This window comes from Saprospiraceae bacterium (genome assembly GCA_016712145.1).
GTDB lineage: Bacteria > Bacteroidota > Bacteroidia > Chitinophagales > Saprospiraceae > Vicinibacter.
This window is the reverse complement of record JADJRO010000001.1, coordinates 2,617,037-2,633,735: the sequence shown is the minus strand read 5'-3', so window position 1 is coordinate 2,633,735 and position 16,699 is coordinate 2,617,037. Positions and strand designations below refer to the sequence as shown.

General features: G+C 36.2%; 12 protein-coding genes. 5 read left to right on the top strand and 7 right to left on the bottom strand.

Features of this window, described 5'->3' with window-relative positions; all coding sequences use genetic code 11:
• Nucleotides 1–26 precede the first annotated feature (26 nt).
• Nucleotides 27–2,900: an aminomethyl-transferring glycine dehydrogenase gene (gene gcvP / locus IPK91_10780; GenBank protein ID MBK8297740.1), complete on the bottom strand. Its 2,874-nt coding sequence runs from the start codon at nt 2,898–2,900 to the stop codon at nt 27–29.
• A gap of 1,110 nt (nt 2,901–4,010) precedes the next feature.
• Here gcvP and IPK91_10775 point away from each other — a divergent pair.
• From IPK91_10775 to IPK91_10765, 3 genes are all read left to right on the top strand, one after another.
• Nucleotides 4,011–4,592, top strand: coding sequence for a Crp/Fnr family transcriptional regulator (locus tag IPK91_10775; protein MBK8297739.1), 582 nt, complete (start codon nt 4,011–4,013; stop codon nt 4,590–4,592).
• A gap of 104 nt (nt 4,593–4,696) precedes the next feature.
• Nucleotides 4,697–5,572: an NmrA/HSCARG family protein gene (locus tag IPK91_10770; GenBank protein ID MBK8297738.1), complete on the top strand. Its 876-nt coding sequence runs from the start codon at nt 4,697–4,699 to the stop codon at nt 5,570–5,572.
• A 7-nt stretch (nt 5,573–5,579) separates the two neighbouring features.
• The gene (locus tag IPK91_10765; protein ID MBK8297737.1) at nt 5,580–6,065 is read left to right on the top strand and encodes an SgcJ/EcaC family oxidoreductase; all 486 of its coding nucleotides are present in this window, start codon (nt 5,580–5,582) and stop codon (nt 6,063–6,065) included.
• Nucleotides 6,066–6,583: 518 nt separating this feature from the next.
• Here IPK91_10765 and IPK91_10760 read toward each other — a convergent pair.
• On the bottom strand, nt 6,584–8,590 hold the full coding sequence (locus IPK91_10760; GenBank protein ID MBK8297736.1) for a hypothetical protein: 2,007 nt from the start codon (nt 8,588–8,590) through the stop codon (nt 6,584–6,586).
• Nucleotides 8,591–8,730: 140 nt separating this feature from the next.
• Between IPK91_10760 and IPK91_10755 the strand changes: the two genes are divergently transcribed.
• On the top strand, nt 8,731–9,987 hold the full coding sequence (locus IPK91_10755) for a pentapeptide repeat-containing protein (protein ID MBK8297735.1): 1,257 nt from the start codon (nt 8,731–8,733) through the stop codon (nt 9,985–9,987).
• A 114-nt stretch (nt 9,988–10,101) separates the two neighbouring features.
• Here the strand turns inward: IPK91_10755 and IPK91_10750 are convergent, their stop codons facing one another.
• The gene (locus IPK91_10750) at nt 10,102–11,112 is read right to left on the bottom strand and encodes a hypothetical protein (GenBank protein ID MBK8297734.1); all 1,011 of its coding nucleotides are present in this window, start codon (nt 11,110–11,112) and stop codon (nt 10,102–10,104) included.
• Between the two features lie 157 nt (nt 11,113–11,269).
• Between IPK91_10750 and IPK91_10745 the strand changes: the two genes are divergently transcribed.
• Nucleotides 11,270–12,772, top strand: coding sequence for a right-handed parallel beta-helix repeat-containing protein (locus IPK91_10745; protein MBK8297733.1), 1,503 nt, complete (start codon nt 11,270–11,272; stop codon nt 12,770–12,772).
• A gap of 129 nt (nt 12,773–12,901) precedes the next feature.
• On the opposite strand, the gene IPK91_10740 is transcribed toward IPK91_10745, so the two are convergent.
• The 4 genes from IPK91_10740 to IPK91_10725 are packed head-to-tail and all read right to left on the bottom strand — an operon-like array spanning nt 12,902 to nt 16,649.
• The gene (locus tag IPK91_10740; GenBank protein ID MBK8297732.1) at nt 12,902–13,669 is read right to left on the bottom strand and encodes an ABC transporter permease subunit; all 768 of its coding nucleotides are present in this window, start codon (nt 13,667–13,669) and stop codon (nt 12,902–12,904) included.
• The gene (locus tag IPK91_10735; protein ID MBK8297731.1) at nt 13,653–14,381 is read right to left on the bottom strand and encodes an ABC transporter ATP-binding protein; all 729 of its coding nucleotides are present in this window, start codon (nt 14,379–14,381) and stop codon (nt 13,653–13,655) included. Before IPK91_10735 ends, IPK91_10740 begins: the two co-directional genes overlap by 17 nt.
• Nucleotides 14,378–15,646 carry a nitrous oxide reductase family maturation protein NosD gene (gene nosD / locus IPK91_10730; protein ID MBK8297730.1) on the bottom strand — a complete coding sequence of 423 codons (1,269 nt, stop codon included), beginning with the start codon at nt 15,644–15,646 and terminating at the stop codon, nt 14,378–14,380. The genes IPK91_10735 and nosD overlap by 4 nt, the downstream gene beginning before the upstream one ends.
• Nucleotides 15,621–16,649: a nitrous oxide reductase accessory protein NosL gene (locus IPK91_10725; protein MBK8297729.1), complete on the bottom strand. Its 1,029-nt coding sequence runs from the start codon at nt 16,647–16,649 to the stop codon at nt 15,621–15,623. The genes nosD and IPK91_10725 overlap by 26 nt, the downstream gene beginning before the upstream one ends.
• Between the last annotated feature and the right edge of the window lie 50 nt (nt 16,650–16,699).

Genomic DNA, 16,699 nt, shown 5'->3' with positions numbered 1-16,699 from the left:
AGATATAACGGGGAATCATGACAAGCTTACATATAACTTTCCATGGGCGGACAAGTACAAACTAAATTGCGATCTCCAAAGGCATTGTTTACACGACCCACACTCGGCCAAAATTTTGACCCATGTTTCAAATAAGCCAATGGATAGGCTGCTTTTTCACGAGAATATGGCCGTTCCCACACATCTGAAGTAATGACAGCGGCTGTATGAGGCGCGTTAGATAAAACATTATTTTCAGCCGGATAGTTCCCCAAAGCGACCTCTTGGATTTCTTCATGGATCTGTAACAAAGCATCACAAAAACGATCCAGTTCATCCTGATTTTCAGATTCTGTTGGTTCGATCATAATGGTACCCGCGACTGGAAACGATAAAGTAGGTGCATGAAAACCATAATCCATCAAGCGTTTGGCAACATCTTCAGCGCTGACCCCGATACTTTTAAACGGACGAAGATCTAAAATCAATTCATGCGCAACCCGACCCATTTCGCCCGTGTACAATACCTTAAATTTTTCTCCCAAACGAGTCGCCATGTAATTTGCATTTAATATCGCATGAGAAGTTGCTGATTTCATTCCATCGGGACCTAACATTCGAATGTATGCATAGGAAATTAATAAAATACTGGCACTGCCATAGGGCGCAGCTGAAACCGGTGGCGTTGCACCTTTTTCCGGATTTACATTTAAGTAAGGATGTGATGGCAAGAAAGGTTTCAGATGATCGTTTACACAAATCGGACCAACCCCCGGACCACCGCCACCATGTGGAATTGCAAATGTTTTATGCAAATTTAAATGACAAACATCCGCACCAATCCGAGCCGGACTGGTTAATCCTACCTGCGCATTCATATTGGCACCGTCCATATACACCATGCCCCCATTGTCATGAATAATTTGACAAATATCTTGTATAGAAGTTTCAAACACACCGTGCGTTGATGGATAGGTCACCATCAAACAGGCAAGATTTGATTTGTGTTCTTCTGCTTTTGCTTTCAATTCAGAAACGATGATGTTTCCTTGTTCGTCGCAAGGAGTTACCACCACATCATAGCCAGCGATGACTGCACTTGCCGGATTGGTACCGTGCGCTGAAGAAGGAATGATTGCAATGGTGCGATGATGATCTCCGCGCGATTCATGGTATCCGCGAATTGCCAATAAACCTGCGAACTCACCTTGTGCACCAGAATTCGGTTGTAAGGAACAAGCAGTAAAACCTGTAATGTTGCAGAGATAAGCTTCCAGTTCTTTAGCCATTTGGATGTAGCCGGATGTTTGCGATGCTGGAGCAAACGGATGGATGTTTGCAAATTGAGGCCAGCTCACTGGAATTAATTCCGTTGCGGCATTCAACTTCATAGTACACGAACCTAAAGAGATCATGGAATGCACCAAGGAAAGATCTTTGTTTTCTAAACTCTTAATGTAACGCATCAAGGAAGACTCCGTATGATGCATGTTGAAGATCGGATGCGTAAGATATTCTGATTGGCGCACCAAAGCCAGGGGCAATTTTACTTGCGGTGAAACGGATAGTGCAGCAGCCGTTTTTTGTGTAGCCTCTGCAATAATATTTATAATCGTTAATAGATCTTCTTCAGTACTGGACTCATCCAAATTGATTTGGATTGCGTTGTTTGCGTACCAAAAATTGCACTGATATTTTTCAGCAACGGCCTTGATTTTACTTTGTGTGTTCTGATCCGCTTCAATGGAAATCAAATCAAAGAAATGTTCGTTTGACACCTTACATCCCATGGCTTGTAAGGCTTGTGACAAGGCACAAGACATATCGTGTACCCGACGTGCAATTGCTTTTAAACCAATCGGACCATGATACACAGCATACATGGAAGCCATGATGGCCAAGAGCGCTTGTGCAGTGCAAATATTTGAAGTTGCTTTTTCGCGCCGGATGTGCTGCTCACGTGTTTGGAGTGCCATGCGCAAGGCACGATTACCATGGACATCAATAGAAACTCCGATAATTCTTCCCGGAATATCCCGTTTAAAGTCTTCTTTCGTTGCAAAAAAAGCGGCATGCGGGCCGCCATAGCCCATGGGCACACCAAAACGTTGGCTATTGCCAAACGCGATGTCGGCACCCAGTTCGCCCGGACTTTTGAGCAAGCACAATGCAAGCAAGTCCGTTGCCATGGCTACGAATATTCCGGCTGCTTTTGCTTTTTGGATAAAGTCTTCATGGTTGATAACGCCACCTGATTTGTCGGGATATTGAATCAATGCTCCAAAGCAGTTGTTTGGGATGGCATCGGTTTGACAGTTGCCGGTGACAATCTTTATGCCTTGTGGCCAGGCACGCGATTGGAGGACGGCCAAGGTTTGATCATAGACTTTATGATCCACAAAGAAAACATTAGCAGAATCCTCCTTGGTCTTTTTTTCTTTTTGGTGGTAAAAAAGCATCATGGCTTCTGCAGCAGCAGTTCCTTCATCCAGTAGCGAAGCATTTGCAATCGGCAGTCCAGTTAGGTCAGACACCATGGTTTGAAAATTGAGCAAAGCCTCCAGGCGACCCTGAGCAATTTCAGCCTGGTAGGGTGTGTATTGTGTGTACCAGCCCGGATTTTGGAATACATTGCGCAAAATGGCACTCGGCGTCACCGAACCGAAGTAACCTTGTCCAATAAAATTGCGCGTACAGCTGTTTTTATCCGCCAGATCTTTGAGCATCAGCAAATAATCGTATTCCGAAAGCGCTTCAGGGGTTTTAAGCTCCTCCTTCAGTCGAATCTTATCCGGAACCGTCTGTTGAATCAATTCATTCAGACTGTTTACCCCAACTGTTTTCAACATCGGAGCCAAATCCGTACCCAAAGTCCCGATATGACGGGATTCAAAACGATCGAAACGAGGAAACAAAGCCATACTGTGGTTTTAAAATTGGCTGCAAAAATAGGCCTAGCCGCTTGAATAAATAAGAATTGGGATTAAGAATTAAGGACCGGGAGCGTTTTATTTCAAAAAACCTAAACTATCTTAATTTGGTAAACTTTGTTTAAAAACCAATTTTTTGTAAAGTTTTACACACCTTCTTATGATTTTTAGCTAATAATTTGAAACAATCACTATAAAAACCAATCAATTTAGATATGTTTATATTTGTAAAAGCTGATGCAAAAATTCAAGAATCCATCTAGTAAGTCGGGATTTGGGAAGTTTTGTGGCGGGGATAAATGAGTTAGCGCACATGATGCAAGAATTTTTTTAATCTGATTTTGTGGTTCGATTAATGTCGTTATTGCTTGGCCTTTAAAAATAAATTGCAGCGGATTTTTTTTGGCGGTTTAAAATGTTTCACTTGTTGGGACAGCATCACGTGACCCTAACAGGCATTACACGCTACCCCGCTATCAACTTTAGGTTTTACTCTTAATTTTTTTGGTGGTTTAATATATAATTTTTACTTTTGGTTGACATCACTTTGGCGGTGCAGCGTTTACTGCCAAAACGTTCGTCCGTCCACCGACCGCTGTCCCCAACCTGCCATAAATAAAAAATAATTTGATCCAATACAATTGATCTTTATTTTAATTATCTTGTATTAAATTTAAAATCTTGCAGTATGAAACTCTTGTCTTTATTTTCATTATTTACGCTATTTACATTTGCTTGTAGTAAGGAATTAACTAGCTCTAAAAATATCGCGTATTACTATTGTACTTCTCATAAATGGACAAAAGAAGATTCTACAATAAATCATATACTCTACACAGATATTCTAAAGATAACTATGGATGAACAAGTTATTAAAGAAAAACTTCGGAGTGGCATAATTTAGTAACAGTTCGATGCAAAAATATAACAGGCTGTACTTCTGATTTAAACTATTATTATTCTGCTGAAGAAGCAATTGCAAGCAGAAATAAAATGTTGGCTATCTTTAAGAACCCCGAAAAATATCAAATCGAGAAAATAGAATTCAATTAAAAAAGCACGGCAGACAACAGCTAGACTGGCTACTGACAACAAATTTAAATGAACACACAAGCTCTAATAGAATATTTCAATCGCATGCTTCCTTTGGACGAAGAGGAAATTGCTTTTGTTGAAAAAGTTTTCAAAGAAAGAAGAATAAAAAAAAGACAATTTATCCTTCAAGAAGGAGAAATTTGCAAACATATCACCTATGTGCTTGAAGGTTGTTTCAGAATGTATTTGGTTGATCCTAACGGAAAAGAACACAACTTACAATTCGCTATTGAAAATTGGTGGATTGGTGATATTGGAAGCTTTCACAGTAATATCCCAAGTAAACTAAATGTTGAAGCTATTGAAAACTCAATTATTCTTCAAGCCAAGAAAGAAGATCAACTGAAACTTTACACAGATTATCCTAAATTCAATCAAATTTTTAGAGTACTCGCAGAAAATGCGATGGTAGGTCTTCAGCGAAGAGTTTTACAAAATATTAGTTCAACAGCAGAAGAACGATATATAGATTTTCTTGAAAGGCATCCTTATTTATTTAATCGCATCTCTAATGTGCAAATAGCCTCTTATCTGGGCGTAACCCCTGAGTTTCTTAGTACTATTAGAAAAAAAATCGCAAAATCTTAATATACATTAAGAGCATTTCTTAAACTACCTTATAGGCATGGGAAATTCATTCATCGTACCTTTGTTTTGTCAATATCGACAAACAATTTTAAAAGCCAAAGAAAATGGAAAAGAAAATTATTGCCGTAATAGGCGCAACGGGCTCACAAGGTAAAGGGGTTATTAATTCAATAGTTAAAAATGGCACTTTCAAGGCCAGAGCAGTTACAAGAAACCCAGAAAAATACAGTGGTAAGGCTGACGAGGTTGTAAAAGCTGACCTTACAGACTTAGCATCGTTAACTGAGGCATTTAAAAATGCGCATGGCGTTTTCGTTGTAACTAATTTTTGGGAAGGCGCTGACGAAATTGCACAAGGTAAAATAGCAATACAAGCAGCTAAAGATGCAGGAGTAAATCATTTTATATGGTCAACACTTCCAAATGTAGAAAAGATAAGTAATGGCAAGTTTGATGTTCCACATTTTACAGTTAAAGCAAAGGTTGACGAACTGGTGAAAAACGCTGGATTCAAAAACTACACATTTGTACAAGCTCCTTTCTATTTCCAAAACCTAACAGGACAAATGGCTGCACAAACACAACAAGACGGTTCTTTAGGTTGGACACTTCCTATTAATCCTACTGTAAAAGGAATTCATATGTCGGATATCAACGACTTAGGGAAAGTAGTTGCAGGTGCATTTTTAAATCCTGAAAAAGTTGGAAATGGAAGTTATTTATCACTCGCCACAGAACTCAAAAGCTTCAATGATATTTTGGATACTTTCAAAGCAAATGGGAAGGAATATAGCTTTAATCAAGTTCCTATGGAAGTATTCTCAAGCTTTTTTCAAGGTGCTGGAGAAATAGCACAAATGCTTGCTTATTTTGAAGCTCACAGCTATATGGGGCCAAATTCGGAAACACAAATTCAATTGGCTAAAGAAATTGCAACGGAAGAATATACTTCTTTAAATGATTGGATTAAACAAAACTAATTTATATATGAAACAGTTAGCATTATATTTTTTTGCGGCCACTATAATAGTGTCATGCAATCAAAAACAAGAATCAGTTGAAACAACTAAAGAAAAAACAGAAATCATGATAAAAGAAGAAAAACAAAAAATTGAGGTACTTCTAAGTGAGTACAAAAAATCATTGAACACTTCAGATGCTAAATTAGCTCAATCTCTTTATACTAAAGATGGAATATTCATGCCAACACAGGCACCATCAGGAATAGGCTCAGAAGGAATTCTAAAATCCTATGAATTTGTATTTTCTCAAATTCAATTGAACATTGAGTTTTTTATAGAAGAAATTGAAGTAGAAGGAAACATGGCTTTTGCAGTAACCAGTTCAAAAGGATCAGTTAAAATACTTGCAAATGGAGTTGAAGCACCAGAAGCCAATAGAGAACTTTTTGTATTTGAAAAGGTAGACGGAGAATGGAAAATTGCTCGATACATGTTTAATAAAACAAAATAAACAGACAGAAGGGCCGCCTATAAAAACTAAGTTTTCATTGCGCACGCAGTACGAACTGTCTTAGCCCCCAATAAACTGGACTAAATATAAAAATCAAATTAGTCCAGTTTATTGGGGGACAAGACAATTGATCTGATAATGAAATATACCTTCTTTGTTTTAAGCGCTGGATTGTGATGGTGGTTTTAAGAATTGGACTTTGTGCAATTGCTCATCCTCCCATTCTGCTTCCCAACCGTTCCGGTTCCTTCTCTTCGATGTCCGCTAGGACAACTATCCGCTAATTGCAGATTCGTTCGGTCATCGATGTATCTGTAAAGTCGACGCCGAGTTGGTTGGATTAGATTCTTTCTTTTCCTTTCCGGATTCTTCCAATCATGCTATATTCAGTATTGAAGTCGTTTACGCAACCATCCAACTAATTCACGGAGTTTTCCAAGGAAAAGGTGATAAATTTCATTTCTATTTTCAATTTAAATGAGAGCTGCTTTGACTGTCATCATAAATAGAATGAATTTTTAAAAATACATCTTCTGAACTTCCCGAGGTCGCACAATAGGAGTTTTTGGTAAAAATGAAATATCAACAAATTCAATTTTTCCCTTGGGAGTGATTTTTAGCATGACAGATTGATTAGGTTTAAACTCAATATTTGTTTTTTGAGTTTTTCCATTGAAGTTTAATTTAAAGTCCATTTTTTTAGATTCTGTTGCCAGAGATTGTCCAGAATAAATTGGATACTGCAAATTTTTAGAAGCCCATTGCGCTAAAAATAAATAATGGGTCCCATCTTTTGTAGTCCGACACCAATATTCTGGCAAGCTATCGCCTTGAATTAGGGCAGGATGATCTATTAACTTCACAAAACTTTTTGAAACCCCATTCAATGCTAACAATTGCTTTAACAGGTTTGAATACGCTCCTGATTTGGATTTACCAGGTTGATTGGGTAGTTGTTTAATACAAACCTTTAAACCTTCTTTGGCTAATTCTAAAATTCGTTTAAGCGCACGAAGATCCATGTACTTAACATCGACATATAACAAAGAAAAGGCGGCATCCCCAACTACTAATTTATTTTTTACCATCTTTGCCTTTTCTAAAAAATGCCGATTAATCCATAAGGGATGATAACCTACAACTTCTGCAGGTGGAAAGATATAGCGCATCTCATATTCTCCCCAAACCCAAACACGTTGCTTTTCTGGTGGGTAAGCACCTTTCATCAAAGCATCTTCATATGGAATATACACCGCAACATCGCTATAGGTTTTCCCTTCTTGTAATATCCCTGACACCTTTTCAACATACGCATTAAAGGCAGGTAGTTCATCGGTTAGACTTCCACCTGGGCCAAAATAACAGGTCGCAAAAAAATCAATGCTGTCTGACCCTGCCGGATTAAATGGCGTACCACAATAAACATGCTGATTGACTCCATGTGCAAACAAAGCATCAGCCACCATTTTTAAATCGGCAGTTTGCTCTTTTCGAAGATAAGTCGCAGGAAATCCATACATGCAGGTGAATGATTCAGATGAAACCATTTTTTTGGAAGCTAAACAGGCAGCTGAACTTACAATTTCAGAATAATTTGGATTGTTTAGCATGGCCTCTGTTTCAGGAATATCCACCAGAGAATAGGTGGTCATCACATCAGTTGGTGCTCCCAAACATTGGACCCTTGACCAGGCTCCCATCGCTTTACATTTTTTAACATAGGGAATATAAAATCCATTGGTAACGTATTCATCCAGATGCAACATATAATCATACCGTACATCCGGAAAAGAATCAATCCCTAATTTCATAAAAGGGAGGATATCATATCCAAATTTTAACATAAATGTTGAATCAAAACCTGGCGTCCAAATTTTATTTTTTTTATTCAGTTTGATTTCCCACGAATCTGTAAAAAGGATCGCTTTAGGACCTTTTAATACATCCTTCATCGCAGCTTGAAATGGCTTTGCAAATAATTCAAATGCATTTGGATCCAGATGATTGATTACCCGCATCGTCTGGGGCCATGCCCAGGAAAAAGTCAAGAGTTGACTGAATGAAGTATCCCCATAAATTTGAGTACCATATTGTTTCTCAATATTGAGTCCTGCAACCGGCCAGGCACTCCCGAATGTGAAATCACAAGCCATCCCAATGGAATCTGCATAGCGCTTCGTATATGCAACAATCTCCACCCATTCGCTGCTGAGCCACTTTTGTGCACTCGTGTCTACCGGATAATGCCGATTGTAATCTTTTGCATACCATTCCTGGTAGCGATGCAATGGATAAAGCCAGGCAATCTCAACGCCTCCAAAATTATTTTTCTTTAACCAATCCAATTGAAATTTAACATCGGATTCTTTTATTTTTGAAGCAAACCAAAACCAACGGGTCAGGGGTTTTGAAGAATTATAGAATTTGCTAACGGGCTTAACTTTATCAGGCTGTGGTTCGGTTGGATAAATTCTACTTACTAAAGGAACGAATAGTAAAAGAATAAACAATTTTAACAGGTTCATTCTGCAAAAATAATAATTAGAGGTAGATTATATAAGTGTTCTTTTTGATTTGCTATGAGAATTAAAATTTACGATTAGAAACTAGTACTTTTGCAATGTTAATCTTGCGCACAATTTAAAATTATTTATTAATTTAATCCATGACATTTAAACCGATTCGCTTGATCTTACTTTTCATAAGTATGCTTATAGGCTGGGTCTTTGGTTATATTAAAGTGCCTTATATAGAAATAAATAATTCTTTTTGGATTGGCTTTGCAGGATGTATTGGAATCATTGCTTTGGTAATTTCGCTTTATTGGATCTGGAATCATAATAAGTCGGCTAATAATTTTGAATCTGTCTTCAACTTAGGATCTAATCAAATTAAACAAAAGTTTTTCAAATTTACAGTATTGATTTCTTTCGCTTGTGCTGTACTTTTTTCCTGTTTTTTATTCTCTTATTTGTTCAATAAAAATCTTTATGAAAATCTAAATCTTGCCAAAGAGGAATTAAAGGAGTTCAGGAATAGTATTAATCTTGAACAACAAAAAAACAATATTGCATTAATACTTGAATTGATACACAAACTAGATTCTACTAAGGAAAATTCTCTAAATACATCTGAAATGGATGATATGGTTGAACGTATCGCAGCACTAAGCTCTTCGTTTAAAATAACCAAAGAATGGGATATGGAGAATAAAGTATATCAATCTTTAAGTTCAGAAAGAGGGCTCTTGTTACTTGTATTAATTACTACCATACGCGACTCCAATTATTTTAAAAAAATAAAGCAAAACGTTAGTTTTTATGGTGCTGATCTGCGAAACGCTGACCTGCATGACCAAAATTTAAGTGGCATAGACTTGACATATGCCAATTTACAATACGCCAATCTAGAAGGTGTTAATTTAAATCATGCAAACTTAACAGGCGCAAACATGATCGGAGTAAATTTAAACAAAGCAAGGCTTGTCGGAACCAAATTAATTTCAGCAAAATTAAATTGGGCAAAAATAAATGAAGCAGATTTACACCTAGCAAAATTAGATACTGCTGATTTAACGAATACCACGATTCAAAATTCCAAGCTAAATCACTCAACACTTATTCAAGCGGTCCTGTGCAATGCAATCTTGCATCAATCGGATTTAAGTTACAGTGTCATGTCAGGTACTAATATGTCGAATGCAAATCTCTCTAAAACTAAATTAAACTTTGCAGACATTTATAATACCAATCTCAATGATGCCATTTTAGAGGATGCAATCATTCATGAAAAATGGATCGAACGCTTAAACGAACGAAATAATTTTGGGGTGAATGGCTTGCTCGATAAGTATCAGATGGTTGCCGACAGCACAATTTATAAAGATTCGTCATTATACCGTCTTATAGTCAGAATAAATTAGGAATTTTCTAAATAATTATCAAACCAATTTGTATTTTTTAAATTCAAATTTAATGTAAGTGATTTAAAAATTTAAATATAGAAGTATGAATGTTAATAATGATTTGCTAAATGTTTAGGATCTATTTAATAGCACATTAATCTTATTCGAAAATTTAATAATCATTTCGTCTTTAGATCTAAAATTATCCAACCCAATTTCCAATGCCCACATATAATAACTTTGAATATCATTTAAGTAGGCTGAGAATAGATCTGGTGTGCATACCGTTTTCTTATTCAATTTATATTTCTCCTTTAGTTTAGATCCAAGTTTCTGTCCGATCTCATTATTAATAATATCTATATAATTATCTTCCGGACTATTGATTGAATCCTTTAGTTGATGCATACTAAATCTTCCGGAAGTAATTTCTGGCATATTATTTCGTTCGTGTAAATCTCCAATGAAATCCGCCAATTCTTCTGAAAAAAATGAGGTAATTATGGCCTGTGCTGTTATATGATTAAATGTGTTGATGTACCCTTTTTCCGAACTATCCCGGGCACTGAAATAAGCCAAATGGGGTGTATTAATATGTCGGAATGATTCTTCAGCAAGATCATAGAAAGACATATCACCCGGTCCAAAAAATGCAGGTCTTCTGCGCGAAAGCATATAAATATGGTCTAGTTCACCTCGCTGCCTAATGGCATCAGGATTGGACAAAACAAATCGAGTTCGGGTAAACAAATCTGCTTTTTGAAGTTTTAATATTTCGTTTTGACTTACACCTGAACGCATCGTCCGAGTGATAGTTTCTCCATTACTTTTATAAGAAATTTTGACAACACTATGAATACATTCCATACTGTCCATACGACTATAATCTTGATCGTATTGTATTGACACCACCTTTTTTAAATGTTCTAAATTTTTGAAACGAGTGGATAATAAGGCTTTGCTTCTAACACCTAAATTGCAACAATATTTATTTTCAGATACTTGATGACTTGAAATAAATGAAGACTCTGATTTTGAATTAAAACCGTTTTTTAAATTGATTTGAGTACATGAACTAATACTGTAAGCGAGAATAGCCGGAAACAAAATAAAAAAAAGTGGCTTATACATTGATGTACTCATCCAATTCATTTGAATTACCAAAGTTATTCAAATTTGATAATATGCTATTGGATTAAATTACCAAACAACCTATTAATTGTAATTAAAACCAAAACAGTCTAAAATAGGATCTATTAATTGCAGGCTTCTAATTATGTTTGTATTGCTATTTATAAATATGAAACATTACATCCTGAGTTTTATTCTTATTTCTTCAATAACGTGTTCATTTGGTGCCAAAATTTTTAACATCAAATCATTTGGCGCCTTGGGCGATGGGCTATCGATCAATACAATAGCCATTCAAAAAGCTATAGATCAAGCACATGCAGCCGGTGGGGGGATTGTTCTTATCCCTGCGGGGAAGTTTGTTTCAGGTTCCATTGTTTTAAAAAATGGTGTTGAACTGCATCTCGAAAAACAGGCATTCCTGCTGGGTAGCATTGAGATTGCAGATTATATAAAACTCAATAGATGGAAAGCTTTAATCATGGCTGATGGCGCTTCAAATATATCTATTTCAGGAAAAGGGATCATCGATGGAAGAGGCGCAGAACTTGCCTTACACATCGACAGCCTTTTTTATGCCGGAGTAATTGATAGTTTCAATTATTATTTATCTGAAAGAAGACCCTGGGCTGAATTGAGACCACAGATAATTGAATTCAATCGTTGCAGTAATATTAAAGTTACAAATGTCACGATAAAAAATGCTGCCTGTTGGGTTCAAACGTATGAAAAATGTAAAAATATTGTAATCGACCGCATTCGGGTAGACAGTGATTCTTATTGGAATAACGACGGGATCGACATCGTTGATTGTCAAAATGTACAAATCACCAATTGTGATATCAACGCTTCAGACGATGGGATCTGTATAAAATCAGAAGATTTCAGTTTATCACAAATTTGCGATAGCATTTATATAGCAGATTGCACCATTCGCTCCAGTTCGTGTGCAGTTAAATTTGGTACGTCCCTGGTAAGTGGTGCCAGAAATGTAGTCATTAAAAATATTAAAGTGTATGATACCTATCGATCTGCGATTGCCATTGAATGTACACAAGGAGGATTTATAGAAAATGTACTTGTTGAAAACATCGTTGCAAAAAATACCGGAAATGCCATTTTTATGCGCATAGGGAAAGTACGCGGTGCACCAAAAGCCGGACCTTTGCGAAATGTTACCATAAGAAACATGCATGTTTCCGTTCCGTTTGATAAACCGGATAAAAATTATATCATTCGGGGTCCTGATTTAGCAAGCTTCCACAATATATTTCCATCCTCGATAACCGGAAATCCTGGCGTGTATGTTGAAAATGTCCATCTCGAAAATATTACGATCAACTATCCGGGTAGGGGTAATAAAGCATACGCAAATCTTCCATTATATCGAATCAAAGATGTTCCTGAGCTCGAAACTTCTTATCCAGAATTTTCAATGTTCGGTGAGTTGCCGGCATGGGGTTTTTATGTAAGGCATGTAAAAGGTTTAAGTTTTAAAAATATTAATATTAAAATAAAAGATCCGGATTACCGCCCTGCATTTGTTTTTGATGATGTGCATGGTTTAAAACTTGAACAAATAAGAGTGAGAGGAGACAACAAATCTTCACCAATATTTTACAAAGACAGCAGTTTGGTGGAATGTGTTGATTTAAAAGTTTATTTAAAATAACTTTTACAGATTCTCTTCTTTACAACTTCAAAATTATTAAGTTCAATCTTATTTATCCTCAAGCTACAATATCTGTGTTTGGTGGATTAAAATAAATAGGATTAAATAGTAGGCTAAGACTTTCAATGACTACAAATCTTTTCGATTAAATCCACGGATTGCATAAAGTATTGGAATTAGCATCCAAAGGAACATAATACCACCGGAATATAATATTCCTTGTACACTTCCAAAAAACTCCTTGTATAAAGCTCCGGTATAACCCATCAATGCACTGACATCCATTTTAAGCATAACTGAAACTCTTGCTAAATCAATGGGATTTAATGCTGTCAACAAAAGCGTAATTTTTTCAAGTGGATAATCACTGAAATTAAATAAAATCATCAAGACCAGGCCGTCATAAATTAAAGCAAAATAAAACCATAACAATAAGACAATTCCGATTCCTCTGGCCTTATCCCTCGAATGAACGGATGCAAAAAAAGCCAGGGAAGTACATACGCTTGTTAAAGCAATTCCTGTCCACAACAAGGTAAGACTGCTCTCATTCGGATTGTAAATTAAAATTGGGATTCCCATACCTAGCAACAGGGCCAAAATCAACGAAGAGGCCGTACTCAGAAATTCACTCCACAGTACACGACTCCTGCTAAGGGGTTGCGATAACAACATTTCAATAAATTCGTATGAGTTGTAATAATGTATGGTCGCAAATATCATACTAATCAATGGGATGGTAACCAACTGAATGTTGAGTAAACTCAATATGGCTTTACTTGAATTTTCCTCGAGATTAAATAATAACATACTGACCAAAAAAAGGAAAACCGTATAGGCCAATATTACTTTATTGCGGACGATATCGTAAAATATGTATTTAGACAATTTCCACATGCGTTGCTTCATTTTTAGTTTTCATAAACCGGGCAATTGCCTTTCCAAATTTTTCCTCTCCGGTTTGTTGTTTCAACTCATTTAAATTACCATTAAACTGAATGGCGCCTTCCTGTAAATACAAAACATGCGTGGTTAAATCATCGAGATCACTTAATATATGAGAGGTAATTAAAATCAACTTTCCCTTTGCTTTTTCTCGTTGTATTTTTTCTTTAAGCAACTCGGAAGACAGTGGATCAAGTCCGGCTGTGGGTTCATCCAAAATTAGAATTTCAGGATCAAATAGAAATGCGACTGCTGCGCTCACTTTTTGCCTGGTCCCACCGCTCAAACTTCTCATGGGTTTTTCCCAAATTTCATGCAATTTATAAAGCTCCAGCATTTCTTCATCTAAATTCACCGAACTGCGAATGGACTTTAATAAACTAAACAACTGACCCACTTTCATTTGATCCGGGTACCTCCCAATCTGAGGCATATACCCAATTTTTTTACGATAGGTTTCATCTTTAAAAATAGATTCTCCATCCAATTCGATTTGACCCCGGTCTGGCCTAACCAATCCAAGGATGCATTTTATCAAAGTGGTTTTACCAGATCCATTAGGACCTATCAACGAAATAACCTGGCCTTTATTGAATTGGACATGAATGTCGGTCAATGCAACTAATTTTTTAAATCGCTTCTCTAAACCACTAATCCGAATCATAATTTATTGGGAACAATTTTGGGTTGTAAGTCAATTAAATTTTCAGGTGTAAGACTTGGAATAGCCTTTTCCGCTTTATCTAATGTTGCGATTAAAATACTTCGCAATAAAATTAATGCACTCGGATTTTGCTCTACGATCATAGAATACATACTTACCGGATGATATGGGATATCACCAAAACCATCTTTGGTTCGGTCGTAGCCTTCGTATTTATCCCAGTAGTTTTGACTAAATCGACTCAACACATTGCTTCCGTTGGTGGCAACGTCGAAGGTATTTCCTATAAAATTGTTGTGCTGAAACTGGATGTCGTTGCAACTGGCTTGGACTTTTAAAGCCCAGCCATTTTCTTTAAAACGATTTTTTTCCACAACCATCCTACTGCTGCCTTCCATGTGGATGCCTACCGTGTTTTGATCAAACGTATTGCCATAAACCCAACTATCTGAAATATCTTTTAATAAGATGCCGTAAGATGAGGCACCCCAGTTATTTTCAAAGTGATTGGATTCCATCGTAACTTCGTGTGAATACATCACTGCAACGCCAGCCCCGTTTTTAATAAATGTATTGTTTGCATAATAATCTTTATGTGAAAACATAAAATGCAATCCATATCGTACATTTTCTGTGCTGTAATTGTAAAGAATACTGGATTCTGTTACAAACTCAAAATAAATTCCATCTCTGTGTCCACTGATGTGATTGTTTTCAATTAAGGCATGGTTGCATTTCCAAAGGTGAATTCCATTGCCTGAAGTTTGTTCGCTTTCCGCCTGTCCGGAAATCCAATTGTTTTTAATATGAATTTGGCTGGTATTTGAAATATGAATTCCAAAATAAGAATTCTCAATTTTATTGTTTTCAATTCGAATATTTTCAGCATCTATACATTTAATAGATGCAAAATCACGGGTTGCTGATTTTCCACAATTTATAAATGTAATTCCTGAAACGACAATATTTTTTCCACTAATTGTAAGAATTTCAAATTGCAACTTTCCGTCTAAGACCGGATAGTTAATACCTGTAAAAACCATTTCTTGTTGAATGATCAGATTTCCTTCTGAATAATGCCCACCATCCACAATCAAGCTATCGCCCGGTCGGATATTTTGAAGTCCTTCCTTGATCGTTTTAATTGGGTGATTGGGTCCAACATAAATGCTGGAAGCGTGCAATGAAGAATTTAAAAGAACCAAACATAAAAATGCACCACAACTTGAAATTTGAATCTTATTCAATACTTTTATAAACAGCATTCCAGTCAAAGAATTTTGCAGTAGAATTTTCAGGATTTTTATTAGCATTTAATTCATTGGTAAAAGCAGCAAGGTTAAAATTCATCGGGCTTTTGATTCCATCTCCAAAAACAAATGTACATTGATTTACAGATATGAAAGCATTAGGATTGTTATAATCTGCAACCACCATGGTTTTAATGGTATTGGAATCAAAAGTTCCGGATTTCAATAAACGGATCATGCAACCAATATCATCAAACTTATAAAGTTTTCCTTTATTGGTTATTATCTGTGAACCAAATTTTGGATCAACAATACCCATTTTACACATATAGCAAACATCCGTTCCTAATTTAAATGGTTCGGGTTGTACATTGCAGGATGAAACTGACAAGACTACTGGAATAACGAGTATTGCTGAAAATTTTATTGGAATTTTAAATGGAAATTTGTGATGTCTGTAATATTCATAAATCCATAGAAGGATCATGATAGCTGCTGCAATGATAACAATCCATCCTCCTATATCCGGAAGAGAATAGGCATCAAAATTTAACAGACGTTTATGACCTAACAGCGGTGGTTGATAGGAAAGTCCAGGCACTTTAATTGCTGCCGTTTCATCCAGATTGTGTCCATAGTCATAACCCCATCTGTAAAAATCAAACATAGCAAATACACCACCAAATGCAGTAAAAACAATATACCAAAATAAGATTGCCAATCGGCCAAAATAGGCTACTAACAAACCTAACAAAATATAAAATCCCACTACATAAATTAAAAATTCAAATTCAGGAAACATTTCTACTTTGATATGACGCATTCCAATATAATGATTTAAACCATTGATAATTTCTACATCTCCTTTTAAAGTGTTTAGCCAGATTTTCATGGTTAAACCTTCAGGATACTGCGGTGCAAATAAGTCAATTCTCCAAATTGGAACAAAATAAGTGACAATCAATGCAAGCGAAGTTAAGGCTACAATGATCCTGGATCTATTTGTAATTTTTGTCATAGTATAATATTTGAAAAAAATACGGGCCGGGTAATTAATACACCGACCCG